Origin of the sequence: Streptomyces sp. AB3(2024) (assembly GCF_041862025.1) — a bacterium.
Taxonomy (GTDB): domain Bacteria; phylum Actinomycetota; class Actinomycetes; order Streptomycetales; family Streptomycetaceae; genus Streptomyces.
The window spans coordinates 1-20,497 of sequence record NZ_JBGWAB010000114.1; the positions used below are offsets into that span (position 1 = coordinate 1).

Genomic DNA, 20,497 nt, shown 5'->3' on the forward strand with positions numbered 1-20,497 from the left:
AGTCGTGTGCTCTTCCGATCTGCGCCCCCCGCGCCCCCGGCCACCGGGCTCCGCTCCGAAGGCGGCGAGGCCGCCTGCCTGCTGCACCGGGTCTGTCCCGAGTGCGGGCGCCTCGCCACCGAATCCGATGCCCGCTACTGCTCCCGGTGCGGTGTGGAGCTCCCAGACTGAGCCCATCCGGTCCGGCGGCACCCATCCGGCGGGTCCGGGGACGCTCGGCCGGCGCCGGTTGCTACGAAATCGTATAGTCCGGAATCGTGAAGTCCGAATCTGTGCCGTCCGACTGGTCCGCGCTCCTCGCGCTCCAGCGGGCCACCCACGCCACCCTCCAGGTGCTCGCCGCGGAGCTGGCCGACCTCGACCTGACCCCCTCCGAGATCAACGCGCTGGCCAACCTGGCCGACGGCCGCGCCCGTACCGTGTCCGAGCTCGGCGCGGCCGCGGGCACCCGCCCCACCACGCTGACCAGCGTGCTCGACCGCCTGGAACGCCGCGGCCACATCACCCGGGGCACCCGCCCGGGAGACCGCCGCGCGGTCCTCGTCGAACTCACCCCCTCCGGACAGCGCGCCGCCGCCACGATCCGGCAGGCCGTCACCGGCCTGGAGCGCCGGGCCCTCGCCGGCCTCCCCGACGAAGCGCTCGTCGCCCTGCGCAACGCCCTGAACGCTCTCACCGAGGTGTCCTCATGACCACCCCCACGCCCGTCCCGCCCGCCCCCACCACCGACTTCGCGTCGCTGTTCGCCGAGGTGAAGGAGGCCACCGGCCGCTTCGGCCATCGCGAGCACGTCCACCTGACCTGGCTGGCCGTGCGCCGGCTCGGCGTCCCCGCCGCGGTCGACCTGATCGGCGACGGCATCCGCGGCATCACGGTCCGCGCGGGCGTGCCCGAGAAGTTCCACGCCACCCTCACCCGCGCCTGGGTGGAGCTGGTGGGCCACCACGCGGCCGAACCGGACGCGGACGACTTCGCCCGTTTCGCCGACCGCCACCCCCACCTGCTCGACAAGGAACTGCCGACCCGCTTCTACCGTCCGGGAACGCTCGACTCCCCGCGGGCACGCGCCGGCTGGGTCGAACCGGACCTCGCCCCCTTCCCCCGACAGGACACCGGCCCGCACCCGGACACGGCCGGCGACGCCACCGCGGCGAGGCAGGAGGCGTGACGGGGGAGGACCCCGCGGGCGGACTGGGCGCCGCCGTGTCCGCCGGCGTCCGGGCGCTGCGCGCCGTCGCGCACCTGGACTGGTCCGCCCCGGCGGCGGGACTGGAGTGGAGCTGCCGGGAGACGGCCGTCCACCTGGCCGGGGACCTGACCGGATTCGCCGCGCAGCTCGCGGGCCGGGTCACCGGCTCCTACCTCCCCCTCGCGGTCGGCGCCGCCCCCGGCACCCCGCCCGGCGCCCTGGTCGACCTCGTCGGGGCGAGCGGGCTGCTGCTGGCCGCCGCCGTCCGGGCCGCCCGCCCCGACGACCGGGCCTGGCATCCGGCCGGCTCCGCGGGCCCCGCCGGCTTCGCCGCGATGGGAGCCGCCGAACTGCTGCTCCACACCCACGACATCCTCCACGGACTCGGCGTCACCCACTGGCGCGGCGAGGACCCGGCCGCGGCCCGGGTCCTGGACCGGCTCTTCCCGCACGTGCCGCGCTCCCGGCCGGACGCCCCCTGGGAGACCCTGCTGGCGGCCACCGGCCGGGCCGGCTTCCCGGGTATGCCCCGGCAGCGGACCTGGCGCTGGTACGGGGACCCGGTCGTGGGCACCGGCGTCGTGCTCTGCGAGATCTCCCCGTCGCTCGCACGGGACCTGGCCGACGGCGGCACCGGCGGCTTCACCTGGACGGCCGACGGACCCCCCGAAGCGACGCGCGCCGCCGCCGCGCTGGTGCTCCGGGCCCGGGACCGGGGCGCGTACCGGCCGGGCTGGGGCCCGTACGCCATCGTGCGCTCCCGCGATCACCGCGCGATCGGCGGCATCGGCTTCCACGCCGCCCCCGACGCCGCCGGCCGCGCCGAGACCGGCTGTGACCTGGTCCCCTCCGCCCGCGGCCGCGGACACGCCACCGAGGCCCTGCGCGCCCTGGCCCGCTGGGCCTTCACCCAGCCCGGCGCCCACGAGCTGCGCGCCACCGTCGACCGGGCGGACGAGCCCTCCCGGGCCGTGCTCCGCCGGGCCGGGTTCGAGCACCGGGGAGCAGGCCGGTACGTCCTGCGCGCGGCCGGACGCTGACGGAACGCGGGAGGCCTCCCGGGTTCGGGTCCCGGGAGGCCGTTCGCGATGGTCTTCCGACAGCGGATCAGAACCCGCAGTTCGTGACCCACTTGTGCGAGGAGATCCGGTCGTTCCACTCCCACGGGATGTTGCCCGAGGAGCCGTTGGGCGCGCAGGTGGAGGCGCCGCCGTAGCCGATGTTCTCGTAGACCCGGACGTCGCCGAGCGAGCCCGCGTAGCCGTTGTTCCACCAGGACGAGGCCCGGTCGTTCATGTCGTAGTTGTTCCCGGCGCCACAGGTGCGCCAGTCGGAGTCGTTGCCGCTCCAGCCGCAGGCCGGGCCGCCCCGGTTGGTGTCCGCCCAGACCCAGTAGTTGCCGTCGGCCGCCACGCCGGAGGCGTCGGACGGGGCCGCCGAGGCGGTGGTGAGGGTCGTGGGGAGCGCGAGCAGCGGAAGGGCGAGCGCGCAGGCCAGCATGGTCGTACGGAACTTACGCATGGGATCCTCCGGATCGTGTCGTGGCATCGGTGCTTCGGTCGGGTGGTGACACGACGCGCTCCGCCCTGGGGAGCGCGTCGTTCTGGAGCCTTCGCCTGAGGTCGATCTCGTCCCGGTGGAGCGCGCGGACTTCGTCGCCGTAGGTGTGGTCCAGAGCTCTGGAGACCCGGCTCAGCGGGGTGCCGGTCGCACAGGTGGCCTCGGTGACCGCCAGGGCGGTCTCGGCCGCGTCGGCCCGCTCCGCCGGTAGGTCACCGGCCAGGGCGGCCGCCGCGCTCCGGGAGGCGTCGGGGGAGTCGTACGGCCGGCCGGCCGCCCGCATGCAAGCCGCCCACTGCCCGACCGCCTCCGCGTACCGCGGGTCCCGGCGGACCCGTTCCTCCTGCGCGGGGCGGAGGTTCATCGTGACGACCTTGACGCGGAACCAGGCGGCCAGATCCCCGTAGAGCGCGCGCTGCGCCTGCGCGAGGCACCCCTGCGTGCTCGCCGTGAGGGTCATGCCGGTGGGGGTCCTGGCGGAGAGCCCCACCGGCGAGGCGCCCATCAGCGCGGTACGGGCGGCCGCCCGCTCGCGCGCCGACAGCCGGTGGAACCAGCGCTGGTTGGGATCGGCCGCCCGGGCCCGCTCGTCCTCGCGGGCGGCCCGGCCGCCGTAGCCGTTGGCCCGGGCCCACTCCACGTCGTCCACCCCGTACGGGAAGGAGCGCCGCTCCGGCGCCGGGGGTTCGGTGACGGCGTACGCGAACCCGCGTTCCGCCATGCAGCGGCTGATCAGGACCTGCTCGGCCCGCGCCAGCAGCCGGGACGCACCGGCGTCCGGCTCCGGGGCCGCCGCCGCGGAGCGCGGCCCGGGGGCCGGGCCCGGAGCCGGCCGCGCGGGCCCTCCGCCCGCCCCGCAGCCCGTGAGTACCGCCAGTGCCACCGCCGCGGCCAGGGCGGCCACCGGGCCCCCTCGTGCTCGCCCCATCCGTCCGGTCCTCCTCTCCGGTGCGTTCCACGGCCTTGCCGTCCGCCGTCCCCGCCGTGGCACCCGTCCGGGTCACCCCCGTGCCCCGGCGGGCCACCCGTCCGGGTGCCGACGCGTCCGCATTCCGGCCGCCGCCGTCCGGACCCAGGTGTAGCCGCCCTCCGTTGTTCGCCGTCGGGGCCCTGGCAGCGAACAAACAATTGCTGAACAATCCACCCCGGACCGCAGAAAAGGGGCCGGGGTGGAAGGAGCGGCGCATGGCACGCAAGGAACGTCCGCTGGACGGCGGGGACGGGCCTCTGCTGGAGTTCGCCACCGCCCTGCGCCGCCTGCGCCACGAGGCCGGATCCCCGCCGTACCGCGACCTGTCCGCCCGCGCCCACTACTCGGTGGCCACCCTCTCCGGGGCCGCCGCCGGCCGCCGGCTGCCCAGCCTGGACGTGACCCTGTCCTACGTGCGCGCCTGCGGCGGCGACCCGGGGGAGTGGGAGCGCCGCTGGCACGCCGTCGCCGTGGAACTCGCCGTCGGATCCGCCGCGCCCGCCGGATCCGGGGACGCGGCGGAGGCCGCCGGGGCGAGCGGGCCCGCGCGGGAGGGCGGCCCGGACGGGCTCCCGTACGTCGGACTCGCCGCGTTCCGCGCCGAGGACGCAGGGCTGTTCTTCGGCCGCGAACGCCTCGTCGGGGACCTCTTCACCGCCCTGACCCGCCACCGCGTCGTGGCCCTCGTCGGCGCGTCCGGAGCCGGCAAGTCCTCCCTCCTGCACGCCGGACTGCTGCCCCGGCTGCGCGCCGACGCCCCCGCCCCCACCGTCAGCGTGTTCACCCCCGGACCCCACCCCCTCGACCGGGCCCGGCGGGCCCTCGACGGCCACGAGGAGCCCGACGCGGCCGAACGGGTGCTGATCGTCGACCAGTTCGAGGAGGTCTTCACCGTCTGCTCCGACGCCGACGAACGCACCCGGTTCGTCTCCGCGCTCGTCGGGGCCGCCCGGCGCCCCGGCTCGGGCTGCCGCGTGGTCCTCGGCGTGCGCGCCGACTTCTACGCGCACTGCACCCGCCACCCCGAACTCGTCGAGGTGCTCCACGAGGCCCAGATCGTGGTCGGCCCGATGAGCGCCGCCGAACTGCGACGCGCCGTGGTCGAACCCGCCCGGCGGGCCGGCCTGACCGTCGAGGGCAGCCTCCAGGCCACCCTCGTCGCGCACGCCCACGGCCAGGTAGGCGTACTGCCCCTGCTCTCGCACGCCCTGCTGGAGACCTGGCGGCGGCGCCGCGGCGCGACCCTCACCCTGGACGGCTTCCACGCCGCGGGCGGCTTCGAAGGGGCCCTCGCCCAGTCCGCCGAAGCCCTCCACGCTTCCCTCTCCGCCCACCAGCAGACCCTCGCCCGACAGGTGTTCGTCCACCTCATCGCCCTCGGCGAGGGCACGGAGGACACCAAACGGCCCGTCGCGCGCGAGGAACTCGGCCAGGACGCTGACACCCGGACCGTCCTCGCCCGCGCCGCCGCACTGCGCCTGTTGACCCTGGACCAGGGAGTGGTCGAGCTCACCCACGAGGCCCTGATCCGGGCCTGGCCCCGGCTGCGCGGCTGGATCGGCGACGACCGCGAACGGCTGCGCCGCCACCGCCAGGTCGCCGAGGCCGTACGGGCCTGGGAGGGCGTCGGACGCGACCCCGGCGCGCTGCTGCGCGGCACCCGGCTCGCCCTGGCCCACGAGACCCTCGCCCCGCCCGCCCTCGGACTCTCCGCCGGGGAACGGGAGTTCCTCGACGCCAGCACCGCCGCCGAGGCCGCCGCGGGCCACGCAGCCCGCCGCCGCACCCGCAGGCTGCGCTGCCTGGTCGGCGCGCTCGCCGTGCTCGTCGTGGTGGCCGCCGTCGCCACCGGCAACGCCGTACGGGCCGAGGGGGAGGTCACCCGCCAGCGCAACGACGCCGTCGCGCAGAACCTCGCCGACACCGCCACCGACGTCGCCGCCACCGAGGCGGGCCTCGCCGTCCAGCTGAGCCTGACCGCCCACCGCCTCTCGCCCACCGCCCGGACCCGCGACAGCCTCCTGTCCACCCTGATGACCTCGCTGCCCGCGCACGACAAGGAGGTCGTCGCCCTCGCCTACCGTCCCGACGGGCGCCAGCTCGCCACCGCCAGCGGGGACCACACCGCCCGGCTGTGGCGCACCCGCGGCACCGACCGGCCCGTGCTGGTGGCCACCCTCGCCGGACACGACGACGACCTGCGCGCCGTGGCCTACCGGCCGGACGGCCGCCTCCTGGCCACCGCCTGCGCCGACGGCACCGTGTGGCTGTGGGACGTGGCCGACCCCGCCCGCCCGGCGGTGGCGGCCGAACTGCCCGCCGACGGCGGTGACGTACGCGCCCTCGCCTTCGCCCCCGACGGCCGGGCGCTGGCCACCGCCGGGGCGGGCGGCGGCGTACGGCTGTGGGACGTGTCCGATCCCGCCCGGCGCACGCCCTCGCGGACCGCGCTGCTCACCGGCCACCGCGACACCGTGCGCGCGGTCGCGTTCAGCCCGGACGGGCACGTCCTGGCCACCGCCGGGGAGGACACGACCGTGCGCCTGACGGACGTCACCGACCGGACCCGGCCCGCCGGGCTTGCCGTCGTCACCGGCCACGACACCGCCGTGTTCTCCGTCGCCTTCGCCCCCGACGGCCACACCCTCGCCACCGCGTCCGGCGGCCGCGCCCCGGTCCGGCTGTGGGACGTCTCCGACCCGCGCGCCCCCGCCCCGCTCGCCGCCCTCACAGGGCACACCGACGTGGTCGGCGCGGTGGCCTTCAGCCCCGACGGCCGCAGCCTGGCCACGGCGAGCGACGACCGCACCGTCCGGCTGTGGAGCCTGCCCCGCAGCGGCCGCCCCGCCGCGCTGGCGGTCCTGACCGGCCACACCACCGCAGTCGGCTCGGTCGCCTTCAGCCCCGACGGCACCGCCCTGGCCTCCGGGGGCTTCGACACCACCCTGAGGCTGGCCGACACCGACCTGGACCGGGCCCTCGCGGGGGCCTGCGCGCGCACCGGGCCCCGGATCACGCGCGCGCAGTGGTCCTCGTACATGCCCTACCTGGACTACGCGCCGCCGTGCAGCGGCCTCGAACGCCCCTGAGCCCCACCCCCCCCGCCCGCCGGGCCGACCGGCCGGCGGTTCCCCACTTCCGGAAGGCAGTCCCGCATGGTGAGCTCCCAGGTACCCGTCATCGACCTCGGACCGTGGCGGTCCGGCGACCCCGCCGCGCGCGCCCGGACCGCCGCCCGCGTCGACGAGGCCCTCCAGGCCGCCGGCTTCCTGCTGGTCACCGGCCACGGCGTGGACCCGGCGCTGCCCGCCCGGATCCGGGAAGCGGCCCGCTCCTTCTTCCGGCTGCCGCCGGGGGCTAAGCGGCCCTACGCCGTCAGCGTCGGCGGCCGCGGCTGGCTCGGCCCCGGCGCCGAGGCCAACAGCTACGCCGAGGGAACGGCCTCCCCGCCCGACCTGAAGGAATCCTGGTCCTGGGCGGCGGAGGACCCCACCGGCGTGCCCTCGGTGGACGCCGAGTGGTTCCGGCCCAACGCCTGGCCCGCCGAGGTACCGGAACTGCGACCCTTGGTGACCGCGTACCTCGCGGCGATGCGGGCCCTGTCCGACGAGCTGCTGGAGCTCCTCGCGGTGGCCCTGACCCTGCCCGAGGACCACTTCACCCGGTACACGGGCCACCCCACCTGGGGGTTCAACGTCAACTGGTACCCGGGCGCCGCCACCGTCGGCCGGCCCCTGCCCGGCCAGTTCCGCATCGGCCCGCACACCGACTTCGGCACGGTGACGGTCCTGGACCGGGAGCCGGGCGCCGGCGGGCTCCAGATCCACACCGACGACGGGGGCTGGCAGGACGCCCCGTACGACCCGGCCGCGCTCACCGTCAACATCGGCGACCTGCTGGCCCGCTGGACCGGCGACCGCTGGCGGGCGGGCCGCCACCGGGTCCTCCCGCCGCCCGCGCACGCCCCGGCCGAGGAACTGCTCTCCCTCGTCTACTTCTACGAGTGCGACCCGCACACCCGGGTCGAGTCCCTGCCCGCCCCGCTGGGGCGGGTGGTGCACGAGCCGGTCGACTCGCACACCTACCTGCGGGCCAAGCTGGACGCGATCACCGTCTCCTGAGACCGGCCGTCCGACGGCGGGAGTGGACCCGATTACCCCTGGTCGGCCGCGTTCGGCAGGATGAGGGCATGACCGAGATTCGAACCCCCCGCCTCATCCTGCGCCGCTGGAGCGACGACGACCTCGTCCCCCTGTCGGAGATCCACGCCGACCCGGAGGTGATGCGCTGGATCGACGACGGATCCGTCCTCGACCTGGACGAGACCGCCGAGGCCATCGAGCGCTGGGAGGAGGAATGGGACGACGAGGGCTTCGGCGTCTTCGCCGTCGAACTCCTCGCCTCCGGCGAGCTGATCGGCGCCGTGGGCCTGACCGTCCCCGAGGGTCCCGCCGAGGTCGAGCACGCCGTGGGGATCTGCTGGCGGCTGGGCCGGCCGTTCTGGGGCCAGGGCTACGCCTCCGAAGCCGCGCACGCCACCCTGGAGTTCGCCCTCCAGGACCGCGGCCTGGACCGCGTCGTCGCCGTCAACCGGCCGGGCAACGAGGAATCCGAGAACGTGGTCCGCAAGCTCGGCATGAAGCAGGACGGCAACGCGACCGACCCGGAGTCCGGAGCCCTCCTCGTCCTCCACAGCATCGACCTCACCGAGTACGAGGCCTGACGCCTGCCCCGCCCTCAGACCTCCCTGACGAAGACGAGGGCGTCCGCCCGGCCGGTGGCGGCCGGATCGAGGGCTGCGTAGGTGTGGTCGGCGGGGACGCGGGGCGGCGGCGTCCGGTCCAGGGCCGCGGCGAGCCGGCCGGGATCGATGACGCTGCGGTCGTACGGGAGGGCCGACAGGAGCCCTTCGAGGGTGTCCGGGCCGGGTACGTCGGCGCCGCGGCTGCCGAAGGAGGTGGCGGCGAAGGCGTACCGGTCGCCGAGGCGGGCGGAGACCAGGGCGCCCGCGCTCCACCAGCGCAGCGGCAGGCCGGTGAACTCCATCCGGCTCGGGTCGCGCTGGAGGTGGCCGTTGTGGGCGAAGACGAGGGTGGGGCCGCGGCGGGCCTCGCGGCGCACGATCGCGTCGAGGTGGTCGGCCATCAGCAGGTCGCGCAGGGACACGAGCGCGCCCAGCCGGCCGGGCGCCGCGTCGGCCAGGCCGGCGTGGTAGCGCAGCAGTCCGGTGGCGGTCCGTGCGTGCAGTGCCGCCCGCCAGAACGCGTCGGGGGAGGTGGCCTCCGTCAGGTCGGGGGCGTGCGCGTCGAGCAGTACTCCCAGGTCGTCGGCGATCAGCCGCAGCCGCCCGGCCTCGGGGGTACGGCCGACGGACCGGGCCGGATCCATCAGGGCGGCCGGATTCGTCCAGCGCTCGTCGGGGCCGAGCAGCGCGTCGAGGTCCGCGCCGCTCCAGGGCAGGTCGAGACGGGCGACGAGGTACTCGCGGACCTCCGTCAGGGCCTGGCGGGGGGAGGCGGCGCCGGTCATCTCCAGGGGCGCGTCGCAGCCGTAGAAGCGGAGCCGCTCGTGGGCGGGACGCCCCTCGTTGTACGCGCGCATCCAGCGCAGCAGCTCGCGGTTGGCGGGCGAGGCGCCGAAGCCGTGGCTGAAGCCGCGGGCCGTCGCCCCGTCGAGGGTCCCGGTGCCGGCGCCGACGTACGCGTCGGCGACCAGGGCCGCCAGGCAGTCGCTCTCAAGGGCGATCGAGCGGTAGCCCTCGTGTTCCACGAGGTGGCGGAAGAGCTCGTTGCGCAGTTCGGGGAAGGCCTCGACGCCGTGGGTGGGTTCGCCGAGCCCGAGCAGGCGGGGGGCGGGGGACAGGAGGGCGGTGAGGGCGCCACCGGTGAAGGGACGGGCGGCGTCCCGGATCGTTGCCGTCATGACTTCAACCGTATCGTTGAAGCCCCGGTGTAAACTTCGGCGGCTCATTGCCCCGTGAAACGGCCCGACAGCGAGGACGAACCTTCAAAATGTGGTTGCGGCCCATCGACCTGGCGCGCGAGCACGGCCTGTCCACGCAGGCGGTGCGCAACTACGAGGAGGCGGGGATCCTGCCGCCGGCCGGGCGCTCGCCCAGCGGGTACCGCCGCTACGCCCCGCGCCACGCGGCGGCGCTGCGGACCTTCCTGGCGCTGATCCCCGCCCACGGTCACGCGACGGCGGGGGCGATCATGCGGGCCGTGAACGGGGGCGAGGTCGAGGAGGCGCTGCGGCTGATCGACGGGAGCCACGCGGAACTGGCCGACGACCGGCGCACGCTGGAAGAGGTGGAGGAGGCGCTGCGCGGCCCGACGCCACGGGGAGGGCCGCGGCGCGAGCCGGAGCCCGGGCCCGAGCCGGCGGAGGGCATGACGTTCATCGGGCCCTTGGCGCACCGGCTCGGCATCCGCCCGGCGACGCTGCGCACCTGGGAGCGGACCGGGCTGGTCGTGCCCCGGCGGGATCCGCGCACCGGCTACCGCGTCTACACCCCCGCCGACGTGCGCGACGCGCTGCTGGCCCACCAGCTGCGGCGGGGCGGATACGGCCTGGAGCGGATCGCGCGGGTGCTGGAGCGGGTCCGGGCGGCGGGCGGAACCGGGCCGCTGAGCGCGACGCTGCGGGAGTGGCGCGACCGGCTGACGGCGCGGGGACTGGCGATGCTGGCGGGCGCGGCCGCCCTCGACACCTACCGACGGACCCCGTAACGTCAGCCAAAAGTCAGGCTTTGGTAGGCCATAAGGCCTGGTTATGGGGTCATAACCAGGGGGCGGGTGCCGGGTAAGGGTCGCCTTAGTTTAGGGTTCTCCTGATCAGTCAGATTGTCGGTCGAAGGGAACCCAAGTCATGCCTCGCCCTCTGCGGGTAGCAATCGTCGGTGCCGGCCCCGCCGGTATCTACGCGGCCGACGCGCTGCTGAAGTCCGAGGCGGCCGCCGCTCCCGGTGTGTCCATCGACATCTTCGAGCGGATGCCCGCCCCGTTCGGTCTGATCCGGTACGGGGTCGCCCCCGACCACCCCCGCATCAAGGGCATCATCACCGCCCTGCACCAGGTGCTCGACAAGCCCCAGGTCCGCCTGTTCGGGAACGTCGACTACCCCAACGACATCTCCCTCGACGAGCTGCACGCGTTCTACGACGCGGTGATCTTCTCCACGGGCGCCACCGCGGACCGTGCGCTCAGCATCCCGGGCGTCGAGCTCGACGGCTCCTACGGCGCCGCCGACTTCGTCTCCTGGTACGACGGCCACCCCGACGTGCCGCGCACCTGGCCGCTGGAGGCGGAGAAGGTCGCCGTGCTCGGCGTCGGCAACGTCGCCCTCGACGTGGCCCGCATCCTCGCGAAGACGGCGGACGAGCTGCTGCCGACCGAGATCCCGGCGAACGTCCACGACGGCCTGAAGGCCAACAAGGCCCTGGAGGTCCACGTCTTCGGCCGCCGCGGCCCGGCGCAGGCCAAGTTCAGCCCGATGGAGCTGCGCGAGCTCGACCACTCGCCCAACATCGAGGTCATCGTCAACCCCGAGGACATCGACTACGACGAGGGCTCGATCACCACCCGCCGCTCCAACAAGCAGGCGGACATGGTCGCCAAGACCCTGGAGAACTGGGCGATCCGCGACATCGGCGACCGCCCCCACAAGCTGTACCTGCACTTCTTCGAGTCCCCGGCCGAGATCCTCGGTGAGGACGGCAAGGTCGTCGGCCTGCGCACCGAGCGCACCGAGCTCGACGGCACGGGCAACGTCAAGGGCACCGGCGAGTTCACCACCTGGGACGTCCAGTCCGTCTACCGGGCCGTCGGCTACCTCTCCGACGAACTGCCCAAGCTTCCCTGGGACGTGGAGTCCGGCACGGTTCCCGACGAGGGCGGCCGCGTCATCGAGAACGGCGCGCACCTGGCCTCGACGTACGTGACCGGATGGATCCGGCGCGGCCCGATCGGCCTGATCGGCCACACCAAGGGCGACGCGAACGAGACCGTCGCCAACCTGCTCGCCGACCACGCCGGGGGCCGCCTGCTCACGCCGGCCACCCCCGAGCCGGAGGCGGTCGAGGCCTTCCTCGGCGAGCGGCAGGTCCGCTTCACCACCTGGGAGGGCTGGCACAGGCTGGACGCCGCCGAGAAGGCGCTGGGCGAGCCGCAGGGCCGCGAGCGCGTGAAGATCGTGGAGCGCGAGGAGATGCTCGACGCCAGCGGCGCGTGAACGATCGGGTGGGGCCCGCCGGACGGTGGGCCCCACCCGTGCGTCCGGGCCACGGGGTCTCCCGGGGTGCCCGGATCAGCCGGTGATGGAGGTGATCTTCTTCGTCTTCAGGTCGGCCTGTACGTGGATCTGAGTGGTGTCGCCGCCTCCCCAGGTCAGGGTGACCGTGGCGTTGGTCTTGCCCGTCCCGCTGCCGGTGGACGTCACCTTCCACTGCGTGGGCACGTTCTGCGCGCGCAGCACGCCATTCGCGTGGTTGGTCTCCTCCCACCGCTCCAGCTCCTGCCGCAGCGGCTGGGAGAGGTAGAAGGAGCGCAGCTGGTCGGCCGTCCTGCCGTCGCCGTCGTACACGGCGTCGATGTAGGAACCGTAGAAGTCGGAGATCCGGCTGAAGGCGCCCTCCGGGCTGCCCGACACGGACTGCGGCGGGGCGGCGGTGGCGGACGTACCGGTGACGAGGGCGAAGGAGAGCGCCGCCGCGCCGGCGGTGGCCGCCAGGGCGACGGACGTGGCGCGCTTGCTCGGGAACGTGAACACAGGTGGATGCCTTTCCCGTTCTGACCGCGTGCCGGTACGGTCCCCGGCACTGCCGTCCAGGACGTGACGCGCCGCCAACCGGTTCTCGCCGTCAGGGAAATGGCCGGAATTAGCTCGAACGGAGGATTCTGGAAATCGGCCCGCCGTCCGGAGGAATGCCGACGGCCTCCCGGGGGTTCGGACAGACGCGACATCCGACTCCCTACGCACTGGAGAGCTCATGAAGATCGGCATCATCGGCGCCGGGAACATCGGCGGCAACCTCACCCGCCGGCTCACCGCCCTCGGACACCAGGTCTCCGTCGCGAACTCGCGCGGCCCCCAGACCCTGGCCGACCTCGTGGAGGAGACCGGAGCCACCGCCGTCACCGTCGCGGAGGCGGCCCGGGGCGCGGAGGTCGTCGTGGTCACCATTCCCCTCAAGAGCGTCCCCGACCTGCCCGCCGGACTCTTCGACGGGGCCGCCGAGGGCTTCGTCGTCATCGACACGGGCAACTACTACCCGCGCCGCCGTGACGGCCGCATCGCCGCCATCGAGGACGAGGGCCTGACCGAGAGCCGCTGGACCGAACGCCACCTCGGCCACCCGGTGATCAAGGCCTTCAACGGCACCTACGCCGCCGACATCCTGGACCGGCCGCGTCCGGCCGGCGACCCGGACCGCATCGCCATCCCGGTGGCGGGCGACGACGAGGCCGCCAAGAAGACCGTCCGGGCCCTCGTCGACGAGCTCGGCTTCGACACCGTCGACGCCGGCGGTATCGACGACTCCTGGCGCCAGCAGCCCGACACGCCCGTCTACGGACTGCGCGCGGGGGTGGACGCGGTCACCCGCGCCCTGGCCGAGGCCTCGCCCGTCCGGACGGAGGAATTCCGGGGCTGAGGACCACCCCGAGTGCAGTAACTCTTCGAGGTGGAACCGTTTCTCTGTGCTACGGTGCCGTTCAGTTGCAGGTGTGGTTCCCAAAGATTTCAAGCGCTTCCGTCGGATTGTCCGACGGGTGCACTTCTTAATTTCCGGATGCTTTCGGACAGGGTCAATCAACACGGCGACGCCGGCGTCGCACAGTGCGGCCCCGGGTACAGCCCCGAAGGAGAATCCATATGGCATCCGGCACCGTGAAGTGGTTCAACGCGGAAAAGGGTTTCGGCTTCATCGAGCAGGACGGCGGCGGCGCCGACGTGTTCGCCCACTACTCGAACATCGCCACCCAGGGCTTCCGTGAGCTCCAGGAGGGCCAGAAGGTGAACTTCGACGTCACGCAGGGTCAGAAGGGCCCGCAGGCCGAGAACATCGTGCCCGCCTGACGCCGACGCGCAGCCGAGAGAGCCGGGGTCCGCACCGATGGTGCGGGCCCCGGCCCCGTACCCGGACGACCCGCGCCGTTGTCCCGTACTCCTACCGGGAGCGGCGGCCCACCCGGCAGACTGTGCGTCGTGACGACACTGAGCAAAGGCGCCAACCTGCAGGTCGCCGCGGCCTCCGTAAGAGTGGTGCTCGGCTGGCGGCCGGGGCCGGGCGTGCCGGACGTGGACGCGTCGGCCCTGCTGCTCGCGGGCGGCGGGCGGGTCCGTTCCGACGGCGACTTCGTGTTCTACAACCAGCCGGTCCACGCCTCCGGCGCCGTTCGCCACCTCGGCAAGCGGCCGGGCGCGGACGCGCTGGAGGTGAACCTGGCGGCCCTGGAGCCGGGCGTCGAACGGGTCGCGCTCTGCGCCTCCGCGGACGGGGGCACCTTCGGCCGGGTCCCCGGACTGCACCTGCTGCTCCTCGACGCGGGGTCCGGGGTCGAACTCGTCCGCTTCGACATGACCGCCGGGCCCGAGACGGCCTTCGTGAGCGGTGAGCTCTACCGGCGGGCCGGCATCTGGAAGTTCCGGGCGGTGGGGCAGGGTTACGCGAGCGGGCTCGCCGGACTGGCGACGGACTTCGGGATCACCGTCGACGACGCGCCTGCGGCGGCGACCGTGCCCGCTCCCGCCTCCGCGCCGGCTCCCGCGCCCGCCCCCGCCCGGCCCGTCGCTCCGGTCGTGGCCGCCCCGAGGCCGCCCGCCGCCGCGCCCGGACCGGCCCCCGTACCCGCTCCCGACCCCGCCGTCCGGATGGTCAAGGGGGAGGAGCGGCTCCCGGAGGACATGCGCGGCCGTCTCTCCCTGCGCAAGCAGCAGGTCGCCGTCAGCCTGAGCAAGAACGGCGCCGCGGGCGTGACCGCGCGGGTGATCCTCGTCCTCGACGCCTCCGGTTCGATGAGCGCGCTCTACTCCCGGGGCACCGTCGCCTCGGTGGTGGAACGGATGGCGGCCGTCGCGGCGCAGCTCGACGACGACGGCGAGATGCAGGCCTGGACCTTCGCGACCAACCCGGCCCGGCTGCCGGACCTCGCCGTCGGTGACCTCCCGGAGTGGCTGCGACTGCACGTCCGCGTCGGCCAGATGAGCCTCTTCGGCCGCAAGAAGGCACCCCGCGGCCTGCTCCCCGGCCAGATCGACATGCGGGAGGTCGGCTTCCAGAACGAGGAACAGAAGGTGATCGCCGAGGTGCGCGCCTACGTACGCTCCCACCCGGCTCCGGCACCGACCCTGGTGCTGTTCTTCTCCGACGGCGGTGTCTACCGCAACGCCGAGATCGAGCGGGAACTGCGCGAGGCCGTGGAGGAGCCGGTCTTCTGGCAGTTCGTGGGTCTGGGCCGAGCCGGCTTCGGCGTGCTGGAGCGCTTCGACACCATGCCGGGACGCCGGGTCGACAACGTCGGCTTCTTCGCCGTCGACGACATCGACCGGCTCTCGGACGCCGAGCTCTACGACCGGCTGCTCTCGGAGTTCCCCTCCTGGCTGGGGGCGGCCCGGCGGGCGGGCATCCTGCGCTGAACCCCCTTGCGCCGCACGGCGATCGGACGGATCCGGGGGTGTCCGGACTCTTGACCCCATGGTTGGTCCAGACCAATCATGGGGCGTCCGCCCGTTCGCTCGCGCCCCACCGGGAGCTTCGTTGAGACACCCTTCGCGTTCCGTCCGCTCGTTGACGGCGGCGTTCGCCACCCTCGCCGCCTGTGCCGGACTCCTCGTCGCGGCGGGCGCGGGCCCCGCGCAGGCCGCGCCGACCCCACTGCCCGCGCACGTCTTCGCGCCCTACTTCGAGGCGTACTCCTCCGACAGCCCCGCCGACCTCGCGCAGAAGTCCGGCGCCAAGTATCTGACCATGGCCTTCGTCCAGACCGAGGCCAAGGGCTCCTGCACCCCGTACTGGAACGGCTCGACGGCCCAGCCCATCGCCTCCTCCGTCTTCGGCGCCGACTTCACGACCCTCCGCTCGCGCGGCGGCGACGTCATCCCCTCCTTCGGCGGCTACGCGGCCGACAACGGCGGCACCGAGATCGCGGACAGCTGCACCAGCGTCGACTCGATCGCCGCCGCCTACCAGAAGGTGATCACCACCTACGACGTCACCCGCCTGGACATGGACATCGAGGACAACTCCCTGACCAACAAGGCCGGGATCGACCGCCGCAACCAGGCCATCAAGAAGGTGCAGGACTGGGCCGGCGCGAGCGGCCGCCCCCTCCAGGTCTCCTACACCCTCCCGACCACCACGAGCGGACTCGCGAGCAGCGGGCTGGCCGTCCTCAAGAGCGCGAAGACGGCCGGCGCCCGGGTGGACGTCGTCAACCTGATGACCTTCGACTACTACGACGGCGCCGGCCACAACATGGCGGCGGACACCCAGAGCGCCGCCACCGGCCTGTACGGGCAGCTCGCCACGCTGTACCCGGCCAAGACGCCCGCCGAACTGTGGGGCATGGTCGGTGTCACGGAGATGCCCGGCATCGACGACTACGGGCCCGCCGAGACCTTCACCACCGCCGACGCCACCGCCGTCTACGACTGGGCCGTCGCCAAGGGCATCAACACCCTCTCCTTCTGGGCGCTCCAACGCGACAACGGCGGCTGCCCCGGCACCGGGGGCTCCGACACCTGCTCCGGCATCGCCCAGGACCCCTGGTACTTCACCCACACCTTCGCGCCCTTCACCCGGGACGCCGGACCGGTCGCCGACGACTTCGCGCTCTCCGCCACGCCCGGCTCCGCCTCGGTCGCCCCCGGCGGCACCGCCACCGCCACCGTCGCCACCCGGGTCACGGCGGGCACCGCGCAGCCCGTCGCGCTGACGGTCGCCGGCGCCCCGCCCGGCGTGACGGCCGGCGTTGCCCCCGGCTCCGTCACCGCGGGCGGCACCGCCCTGCTCACGGTTGCCGCTTCGGCGTCGGCCCCGCCCGGGACGTACGGGCTCACCGTCACCGGCACCGGGACCGCGTTCACCCGTACGGCCGTGTTCACGCTCACCGTGTCCGGGCCGGGCGGCGGCAGCGGCGCCCTCGTCAACGGCGGCTTCGAGAGCGGTTCGCTCGCGCCGTGGACTTGCGAGGAAGGCGGCGCGGTGGTGAGCTCCCCCGTGCACGGGGGAGCTCACGCCGTCCAGGGCACCCCCGCCGGTGACCGCACCGGAGAATGCGCGCAGACCCTCACCCTCGCCCCGAACACCGCCTACACGCTCAGCGGCTGGGTCCAGGGCAGCTACGCCTACCTCGGAGTCCGGGGCGGCGCGAACGCCAGTACGTGGACCAGCTCGGCCGCCTGGACCAAGCTGACGGTGCCCTTCACCACCGGCGCCTCCGGCACGGTCACCGTCTACCTGCACGGCTGGTACGGTCAGGGCGCCGTCCACGGCGACGACCTCGCCGTGAGCTGACCACCCCGACCCGCGCCCCCGTCCCCGCTCTGCCGACGGCGGTGACGGGGGCGCGCCTCATGCCGCGTGCCCGCCGTCCACGGAGAACTCGGCGCCCGTGACGTACGCGGCCCCGTCCCCGGCCAGGAACGCGACCATGTCCGCGACCTCCTGGGGGCGGCCGAACCGGCCGAGGGCGGTCAGCGCCGTCTGCGATGACGCGTAGGGGCCGTCCGCCGGGTTCATGTCGGTGTCGACCGGGCCCGGGTGGACGATGTTCGCGGTGATGCCGCGTCCGCCGAGCTCGCGGGCGAGGGCCTTGGTGAGGCCGGTGAGCGCCGACTTGCTCATCGCGTACAGGGTTCCGCCGGGGCCCGGCACGCGCTGGGTCATGCAGGTGCCGATGGTGATGATCCGCCCTCCCGGTCCCATCCGCTCGGCCGCGGCCTGCGCGGTCAGGAACGCCCCGCGGACGTTGACCGCGAGGACGCGGTCGACCTGGGCCAGGGTGAGTTCCTCCAGCGGGCCGAGGACCCCGACGCCCGCGTTGTTGACGAGTACGTCGAGCCCGCCCAGGGCTCCGGCCGCCCAGTCCGCGGCGCCCGCCGCGTCCCCCGCGTCCCCCGCGTCCGCACGGGCCGCGACGGCCCGGCGGCCCAGGGCCCGGATCCCGTCGACCACCTTCCGCGCCGCCGCCTCGTCGGCGGTGTAGGTGATCGCCACATCGGCGCCCGCCGTGGCCAGGCGCAGCGCGGTGGCCGCGCCGATGCCCCGGCTGCCGCCCGTGACCAGAACCGTCTTGCCGTTCATCTGCCGCTCCTCGTGATTGGTTGCGGTTTCAATGAAAGGCGGTGCCGGTGTGCCGTGCTGGCGGTATTCCGACCTCGCGTTCGCCCTCCCCCCGGTCCGCACCCGTCCGGTCGCCGATCCTCCGGGGGGTGGATAGCCTCGCAGAGGTTCACACGAGGGGGGGCACACCCGAGACGGGAGCCATCGTGAAGTCGATACCGCGCAGCCGTTGCGCCCGGAGCATCGCCGCAGGCCTGTTGTCCGCCGCACTGCTGACCGGCGGAGCCGTGAACGCCTTCGCCGCCGCCAGTCCGAAGCCGCCGCCGTCCTCGTCGAGCGCGAGTCCGGCCGCGAACAAGTCGATCACCGTCAAGGGCGACAAGGCCGTGGTGAAGGTAGGGGACCAGGTCGTCTTCATCGGACGCACCAAGGGGCTCAAGGTCGGCAGCAAGCTGGTGCTCCAGCACCTGAACAACGGCAAGTGGACGACGCTGCAGGCGAACACCGTGGTCAAGAACGGCAGCAGCTACACCCTGCCGGGCAAGCTCAACACCAAGGGCAAGGAGCAACTGCGGGTCATGGGTGACGACAAGACGGTCTCCCCGACGGTCGTCGTGACCGTGAGCTGACCGCTCTCCTCCCCGCCCCACCCCCCCCCCCCCCCCCCCACCACATGTGCTCCGGCAACCGAAGTGGCGTTTCTGCAGGTGAATCCCCTCACCCGGTCGGGTGAGCCGGGGCCGTCCGACCTGTCGCGCCCGGCCCGTCCCCCGCTAGACACCTTGTCTGTGATCAAGGACTTGTGCCGTCGGGCGCCCCGGAGCCGCCCGACGGCAGCCGGGGCACTGGCGGTCGAAGTGCTGACGGTCGGAGTGCTGGCCGTCGGGCTGTTGGCCGGCTGTACCGGTGCCCCGCCTCCCGGAACCGTCCCCGCGCCCGCGCCCGACGAGGTGATCAAGGCCGCCACGCAGCGCCTCACCGACGACTGCCTCGTCCGCCAGGGTCTGGTGCCGCCCCGCAGCGGCGAGCGCCGGACGCCGGGCACGGACGACCGGCGGGTCGCCGCCGCGCTCTTCGGCGCGGGCCCGGCCGAGCTCTCGCTCGCCCTCCCCACCGGGTACGTCGTCCGCGCGCACACCGACGGCTGCCTGGCCGCCGCCCAGCGGCGGCTCTACGGGGACCAGCCCGGCTGGTTCCGTGCCTCGGTGACCGTCAACAACCTCCGGCCCGAAGCCGCGCACACCCACCGCACCCTCGCCCAGGTCCGCGCCGCACACCGCGCCGAGATCGCCGACTGGGGCCGGCTGCGCGCGCACGCCCTCACCGAAGCCACCGCCCTGCTCGACGACCCTCCACCGAAAGGAAATCCCCCCTCGTGAAGCGCTTCACCTCCCTCCTCGGCGCCGTCCTCGTCGCCACCGGCGCGGTCCTGGCCACCTCGGCCGCCGCCGAGGCGGCGGACTGCCGCAGCGGCTACTTCTGTGTCTGGACCAACGCCGACTTCGACGGACTCAAGATCGAACACAGCGGGGACGACCACTGGTGGGAGGGCGACATGTTCAAGCAGGACTCCTCCTGGGCCAACCACGGCGTCTCCGGGCCGGGCGTGGCCGACCACGTGAAGGTGTACGAGGGCCGCGAACTGCTGGGGCGGGTCACCCTCTGCCTGGCCCCCGGCCAGGAGGTCGGCTACAACGCAGGCGCCAACGACCAGGGCGGCTCCCACACCTGGACCACGGGCTGCTGACCGTCTCGGTGTGGGCCCCCCGATAGGCTCGGGGCCGCCGCGCGGGTCCCTATCGTCCCGTGGGACGGTACGGACCCGAGGGAAGGAACAGCCGCATGCCCGGCCCCGCCGACATCCGGATCCTGCGCGCCGCCGTACGCACGGCCGTGCCGTGGAAGAACGGCGGGGGAGTCACCCGCGAGATCGCCGCCCGGCCCGAAGGCGCGGGCACGGCCGCCTTCGACTGGCGGATCAGCCTCGCCGAAGTGGACGCCGACGGCCCGTTCTCGGAGTTCCCCGGCGTCGACCGGACGCTCACGCTGGCCGAGGGGGCCGGTATGGACCTCACCGTCGGCGGCGAGCACCGGCTCGTCGACGAGCGCTACGCGCCGCGGCAATTCCCCGGTGACCGGCCGACCGGGTGCCGGCTGCTGGGCGGTCCCGTCGTCAACTTCAACGTGATGTACCGGCGCGCGAGCACGCTGGCCCGGACCGCCGTCGTGCGCGGCGAACCGACCCTGGCCGCGCTGCCCGGCGAGACGCTGCTGGTCTGCGCCCTCGACGGTCCGGCCACGCTGGATCCGGTGGCGCCGGCGCCGGACCCCGGCCCGGCCGTCGAACTCGGCCCGTACGACGCGGTCTTGCTCCAGGGTCCCGCCATCGTGGTGCTGCACACCGAGGGCCGCGCGGCCGTGGTCACGCTGCGAACGGTTTGAGTCGCCGGGGGTCATGATCACGCCAATCCCTCCCCAAGGCTTGGTCAAGAAGAGG

At 74.2% G+C, this 20,497-nt stretch carries 20 protein-coding genes and 1 pseudogene; 16 read left to right on the forward strand and 5 right to left on the reverse strand.

Translation table 11 applies throughout. From position 1 onward, the window contains the following. Positions 1-257 precede the first annotated feature (257 nt). From ACEPPI_RS31675 to ACEPPI_RS31685, 3 genes are read left to right on the forward strand one after another with little or no spacing between them, the layout of a single operon-like run. On the forward strand, positions 258-692 hold the full coding sequence (locus ACEPPI_RS31675) for a MarR family winged helix-turn-helix transcriptional regulator (RefSeq protein WP_373918692.1): 435 nt from the start codon (positions 258-260) through the stop codon (positions 690-692). Then, positions 689-1,168: a hypothetical protein gene (locus ACEPPI_RS31680; protein WP_373918694.1), complete on the forward strand. Its 480-nt coding sequence runs from the start codon at positions 689-691 to the stop codon at positions 1,166-1,168. Before ACEPPI_RS31675 ends, ACEPPI_RS31680 begins: the two co-directional genes overlap by 4 nt. After that, positions 1,165-2,229, forward strand: a complete 1,065-nt coding sequence (locus ACEPPI_RS31685; RefSeq protein WP_373918695.1) for a GNAT family N-acetyltransferase — start codon at positions 1,165-1,167, stop codon at positions 2,227-2,229. The genes ACEPPI_RS31680 and ACEPPI_RS31685 overlap by 4 nt, the downstream gene beginning before the upstream one ends. Before the next feature lie 67 nt (positions 2,230-2,296). Here the strand turns inward: ACEPPI_RS31685 and ACEPPI_RS31690 are convergent, their stop codons facing one another. Together ACEPPI_RS31690 and ACEPPI_RS31695 are read right to left on the reverse strand one after the other, a co-directional pair. Then, positions 2,297-2,710, reverse strand: a complete 414-nt coding sequence (locus ACEPPI_RS31690) for a peptidase inhibitor family I36 protein (RefSeq protein ID WP_373918696.1) — start codon at positions 2,708-2,710, stop codon at positions 2,297-2,299. Continuing rightward, positions 2,703-3,677, reverse strand: coding sequence for a hypothetical protein (locus ACEPPI_RS31695; protein WP_373918697.1), 975 nt, complete (start codon positions 3,675-3,677; stop codon positions 2,703-2,705). The genes ACEPPI_RS31690 and ACEPPI_RS31695 overlap by 8 nt, the downstream gene beginning before the upstream one ends. Before the next feature lie 257 nt (positions 3,678-3,934). Here ACEPPI_RS31695 and ACEPPI_RS31700 point away from each other — a divergent pair, with 257 nt between their 5' ends. From ACEPPI_RS31700 to ACEPPI_RS31710, 3 genes are all read left to right on the forward strand, one after another. Further along, positions 3,935-6,808, forward strand: coding sequence for a hypothetical protein (locus ACEPPI_RS31700; protein WP_373918698.1), 2,874 nt, complete (start codon positions 3,935-3,937; stop codon positions 6,806-6,808). Between the two features lie 66 nt (positions 6,809-6,874). Next, a complete protein-coding gene (locus ACEPPI_RS31705) occupies positions 6,875-7,840 on the forward strand; it encodes an isopenicillin N synthase family dioxygenase (protein ID WP_373918699.1) in 966 nt (321 codons plus the stop codon). A 68-nt stretch (positions 7,841-7,908) separates the two neighbouring features. Next, a complete protein-coding gene (locus tag ACEPPI_RS31710; RefSeq protein ID WP_373918700.1) occupies positions 7,909-8,442 on the forward strand; it encodes a GNAT family N-acetyltransferase in 534 nt (177 codons plus the stop codon). 14 nt (positions 8,443-8,456) lie between these two features. Here the strand turns inward: ACEPPI_RS31710 and ACEPPI_RS31715 are convergent, their stop codons facing one another. Beyond that, complete coding sequence (locus ACEPPI_RS31715) at positions 8,457-9,641, reverse strand: erythromycin esterase family protein (protein WP_373918701.1); 1,185 nt, start codon at positions 9,639-9,641, stop codon at positions 8,457-8,459. Positions 9,642-9,730: 89 nt separating this feature from the next. On the opposite strand from ACEPPI_RS31715, the gene ACEPPI_RS31720 reads away from it, so the two are divergent. Both ACEPPI_RS31720 and ACEPPI_RS31725 read left to right on the forward strand, forming a co-directional pair. Beyond that, complete coding sequence (locus ACEPPI_RS31720; protein ID WP_373918703.1) at positions 9,731-10,447, forward strand: MerR family transcriptional regulator; 717 nt, start codon at positions 9,731-9,733, stop codon at positions 10,445-10,447. A 139-nt stretch (positions 10,448-10,586) separates the two neighbouring features. Next, positions 10,587-11,948 (forward strand): FAD-dependent oxidoreductase, encoded by a 1,362-nt coding sequence (locus tag ACEPPI_RS31725; RefSeq protein WP_373918704.1) that lies wholly within the window; start codon positions 10,587-10,589, stop codon positions 11,946-11,948. Positions 11,949-12,023: 75 nt separating this feature from the next. On the opposite strand, the gene ACEPPI_RS31730 is transcribed toward ACEPPI_RS31725, so the two are convergent. After that, complete coding sequence (locus ACEPPI_RS31730) at positions 12,024-12,485, reverse strand: hypothetical protein (protein WP_373918705.1); 462 nt, start codon at positions 12,483-12,485, stop codon at positions 12,024-12,026. A 205-nt stretch (positions 12,486-12,690) separates the two neighbouring features. Between ACEPPI_RS31730 and ACEPPI_RS31735 the strand changes: the two are divergent. The 4 genes and pseudogenes from ACEPPI_RS31735 to ACEPPI_RS31750 all read left to right on the forward strand — a co-directional run. Then, a pseudogene (locus ACEPPI_RS31735) lies at positions 12,691-13,368 on the forward strand (NADPH-dependent F420 reductase); the annotation flags it as partial. 221 nt (positions 13,369-13,589) lie between these two features. Further along, positions 13,590-13,793 (forward strand): cold-shock protein, encoded by a 204-nt coding sequence (locus tag ACEPPI_RS31740; protein ID WP_030228921.1) that lies wholly within the window; start codon positions 13,590-13,592, stop codon positions 13,791-13,793. A 129-nt stretch (positions 13,794-13,922) separates the two neighbouring features. Next, positions 13,923-15,353, forward strand: a complete 1,431-nt coding sequence (locus tag ACEPPI_RS31745; protein WP_373918707.1) for a VWA domain-containing protein — start codon at positions 13,923-13,925, stop codon at positions 15,351-15,353. 121 nt (positions 15,354-15,474) lie between these two features. Continuing rightward, positions 15,475-17,232, forward strand: coding sequence for a carbohydrate binding domain-containing protein (locus tag ACEPPI_RS31750; RefSeq protein ID WP_373918708.1), 1,758 nt, complete (start codon positions 15,475-15,477; stop codon positions 17,230-17,232). A 57-nt stretch (positions 17,233-17,289) separates the two neighbouring features. Here ACEPPI_RS31750 and ACEPPI_RS31755 read toward each other — a convergent pair whose 3' ends face one another. Next, positions 17,290-18,021, reverse strand: coding sequence for an SDR family oxidoreductase (locus tag ACEPPI_RS31755; RefSeq protein WP_373918709.1), 732 nt, complete (start codon positions 18,019-18,021; stop codon positions 17,290-17,292). A 185-nt stretch (positions 18,022-18,206) separates the two neighbouring features. Between ACEPPI_RS31755 and ACEPPI_RS31760 the strand changes: the two genes are divergently transcribed. The 4 genes from ACEPPI_RS31760 (at position 18,207) to ACEPPI_RS31775 (ending at position 20,442) form a co-directional block, all read left to right on the forward strand. Continuing rightward, positions 18,207-18,629 (forward strand): hypothetical protein, encoded by a 423-nt coding sequence (locus ACEPPI_RS31760; RefSeq protein WP_373918710.1) that lies wholly within the window; start codon positions 18,207-18,209, stop codon positions 18,627-18,629. Between the two features lie 159 nt (positions 18,630-18,788). Then, entirely contained in the window at positions 18,789-19,379 is a 591-nt protein-coding gene (locus ACEPPI_RS31765) for a hypothetical protein (protein ID WP_373918711.1), read from the forward strand. Further along, positions 19,376-19,747 (forward strand): peptidase inhibitor family I36 protein, encoded by a 372-nt coding sequence (locus ACEPPI_RS31770; RefSeq protein WP_373918712.1) that lies wholly within the window; start codon positions 19,376-19,378, stop codon positions 19,745-19,747. The genes ACEPPI_RS31765 and ACEPPI_RS31770 overlap by 4 nt, the downstream gene beginning before the upstream one ends. Before the next feature lie 95 nt (positions 19,748-19,842). Beyond that, entirely contained in the window at positions 19,843-20,442 is a 600-nt protein-coding gene (locus ACEPPI_RS31775; protein ID WP_373918713.1) for a HutD family protein, read from the forward strand. The last annotated feature ends 55 nt before the right edge of the window (positions 20,443-20,497 follow it).

Coding starts and splice junctions, on each gene's coding strand:
- ACEPPI_RS31680 (WP_373918694.1), top strand. CDS start 689: ATGACCACCCCCACGCCCGTCCCGCCCGCCCCCACCACCGACTTCGCG.
- ACEPPI_RS31690 (WP_373918696.1), bottom strand. CDS start 2,710: ATGCGTAAGTTCCGTACGACCATGCTGGCCTGCGCGCTCGCCCTTCCG.
- ACEPPI_RS31695 (WP_373918697.1), bottom strand. CDS start 3,677: ATGGGGCGAGCACGAGGGGGCCCGGTGGCCGCCCTGGCCGCGGCGGTG.
- ACEPPI_RS31700 (WP_373918698.1), top strand. CDS start 3,935: ATGGCACGCAAGGAACGTCCGCTGGACGGCGGGGACGGGCCTCTGCTG.
- ACEPPI_RS31705 (WP_373918699.1), top strand. CDS start 6,875: ATGGTGAGCTCCCAGGTACCCGTCATCGACCTCGGACCGTGGCGGTCC.
- ACEPPI_RS31710 (WP_373918700.1), top strand. CDS start 7,909: ATGACCGAGATTCGAACCCCCCGCCTCATCCTGCGCCGCTGGAGCGAC.
- ACEPPI_RS31715 (WP_373918701.1), bottom strand. CDS start 9,641: ATGACGGCAACGATCCGGGACGCCGCCCGTCCCTTCACCGGTGGCGCC.
- ACEPPI_RS31720 (WP_373918703.1), top strand. CDS start 9,731: ATGTGGTTGCGGCCCATCGACCTGGCGCGCGAGCACGGCCTGTCCACG.
- ACEPPI_RS31725 (WP_373918704.1), top strand. CDS start 10,587: ATGCCTCGCCCTCTGCGGGTAGCAATCGTCGGTGCCGGCCCCGCCGGT.
- ACEPPI_RS31740 (WP_030228921.1), top strand. CDS start 13,590: ATGGCATCCGGCACCGTGAAGTGGTTCAACGCGGAAAAGGGTTTCGGC.
- ACEPPI_RS31755 (WP_373918709.1), bottom strand. CDS start 18,021: ATGAACGGCAAGACGGTTCTGGTCACGGGCGGCAGCCGGGGCATCGGC.
- ACEPPI_RS31775 (WP_373918713.1), top strand. CDS start 19,843: ATGCCCGGCCCCGCCGACATCCGGATCCTGCGCGCCGCCGTACGCACG.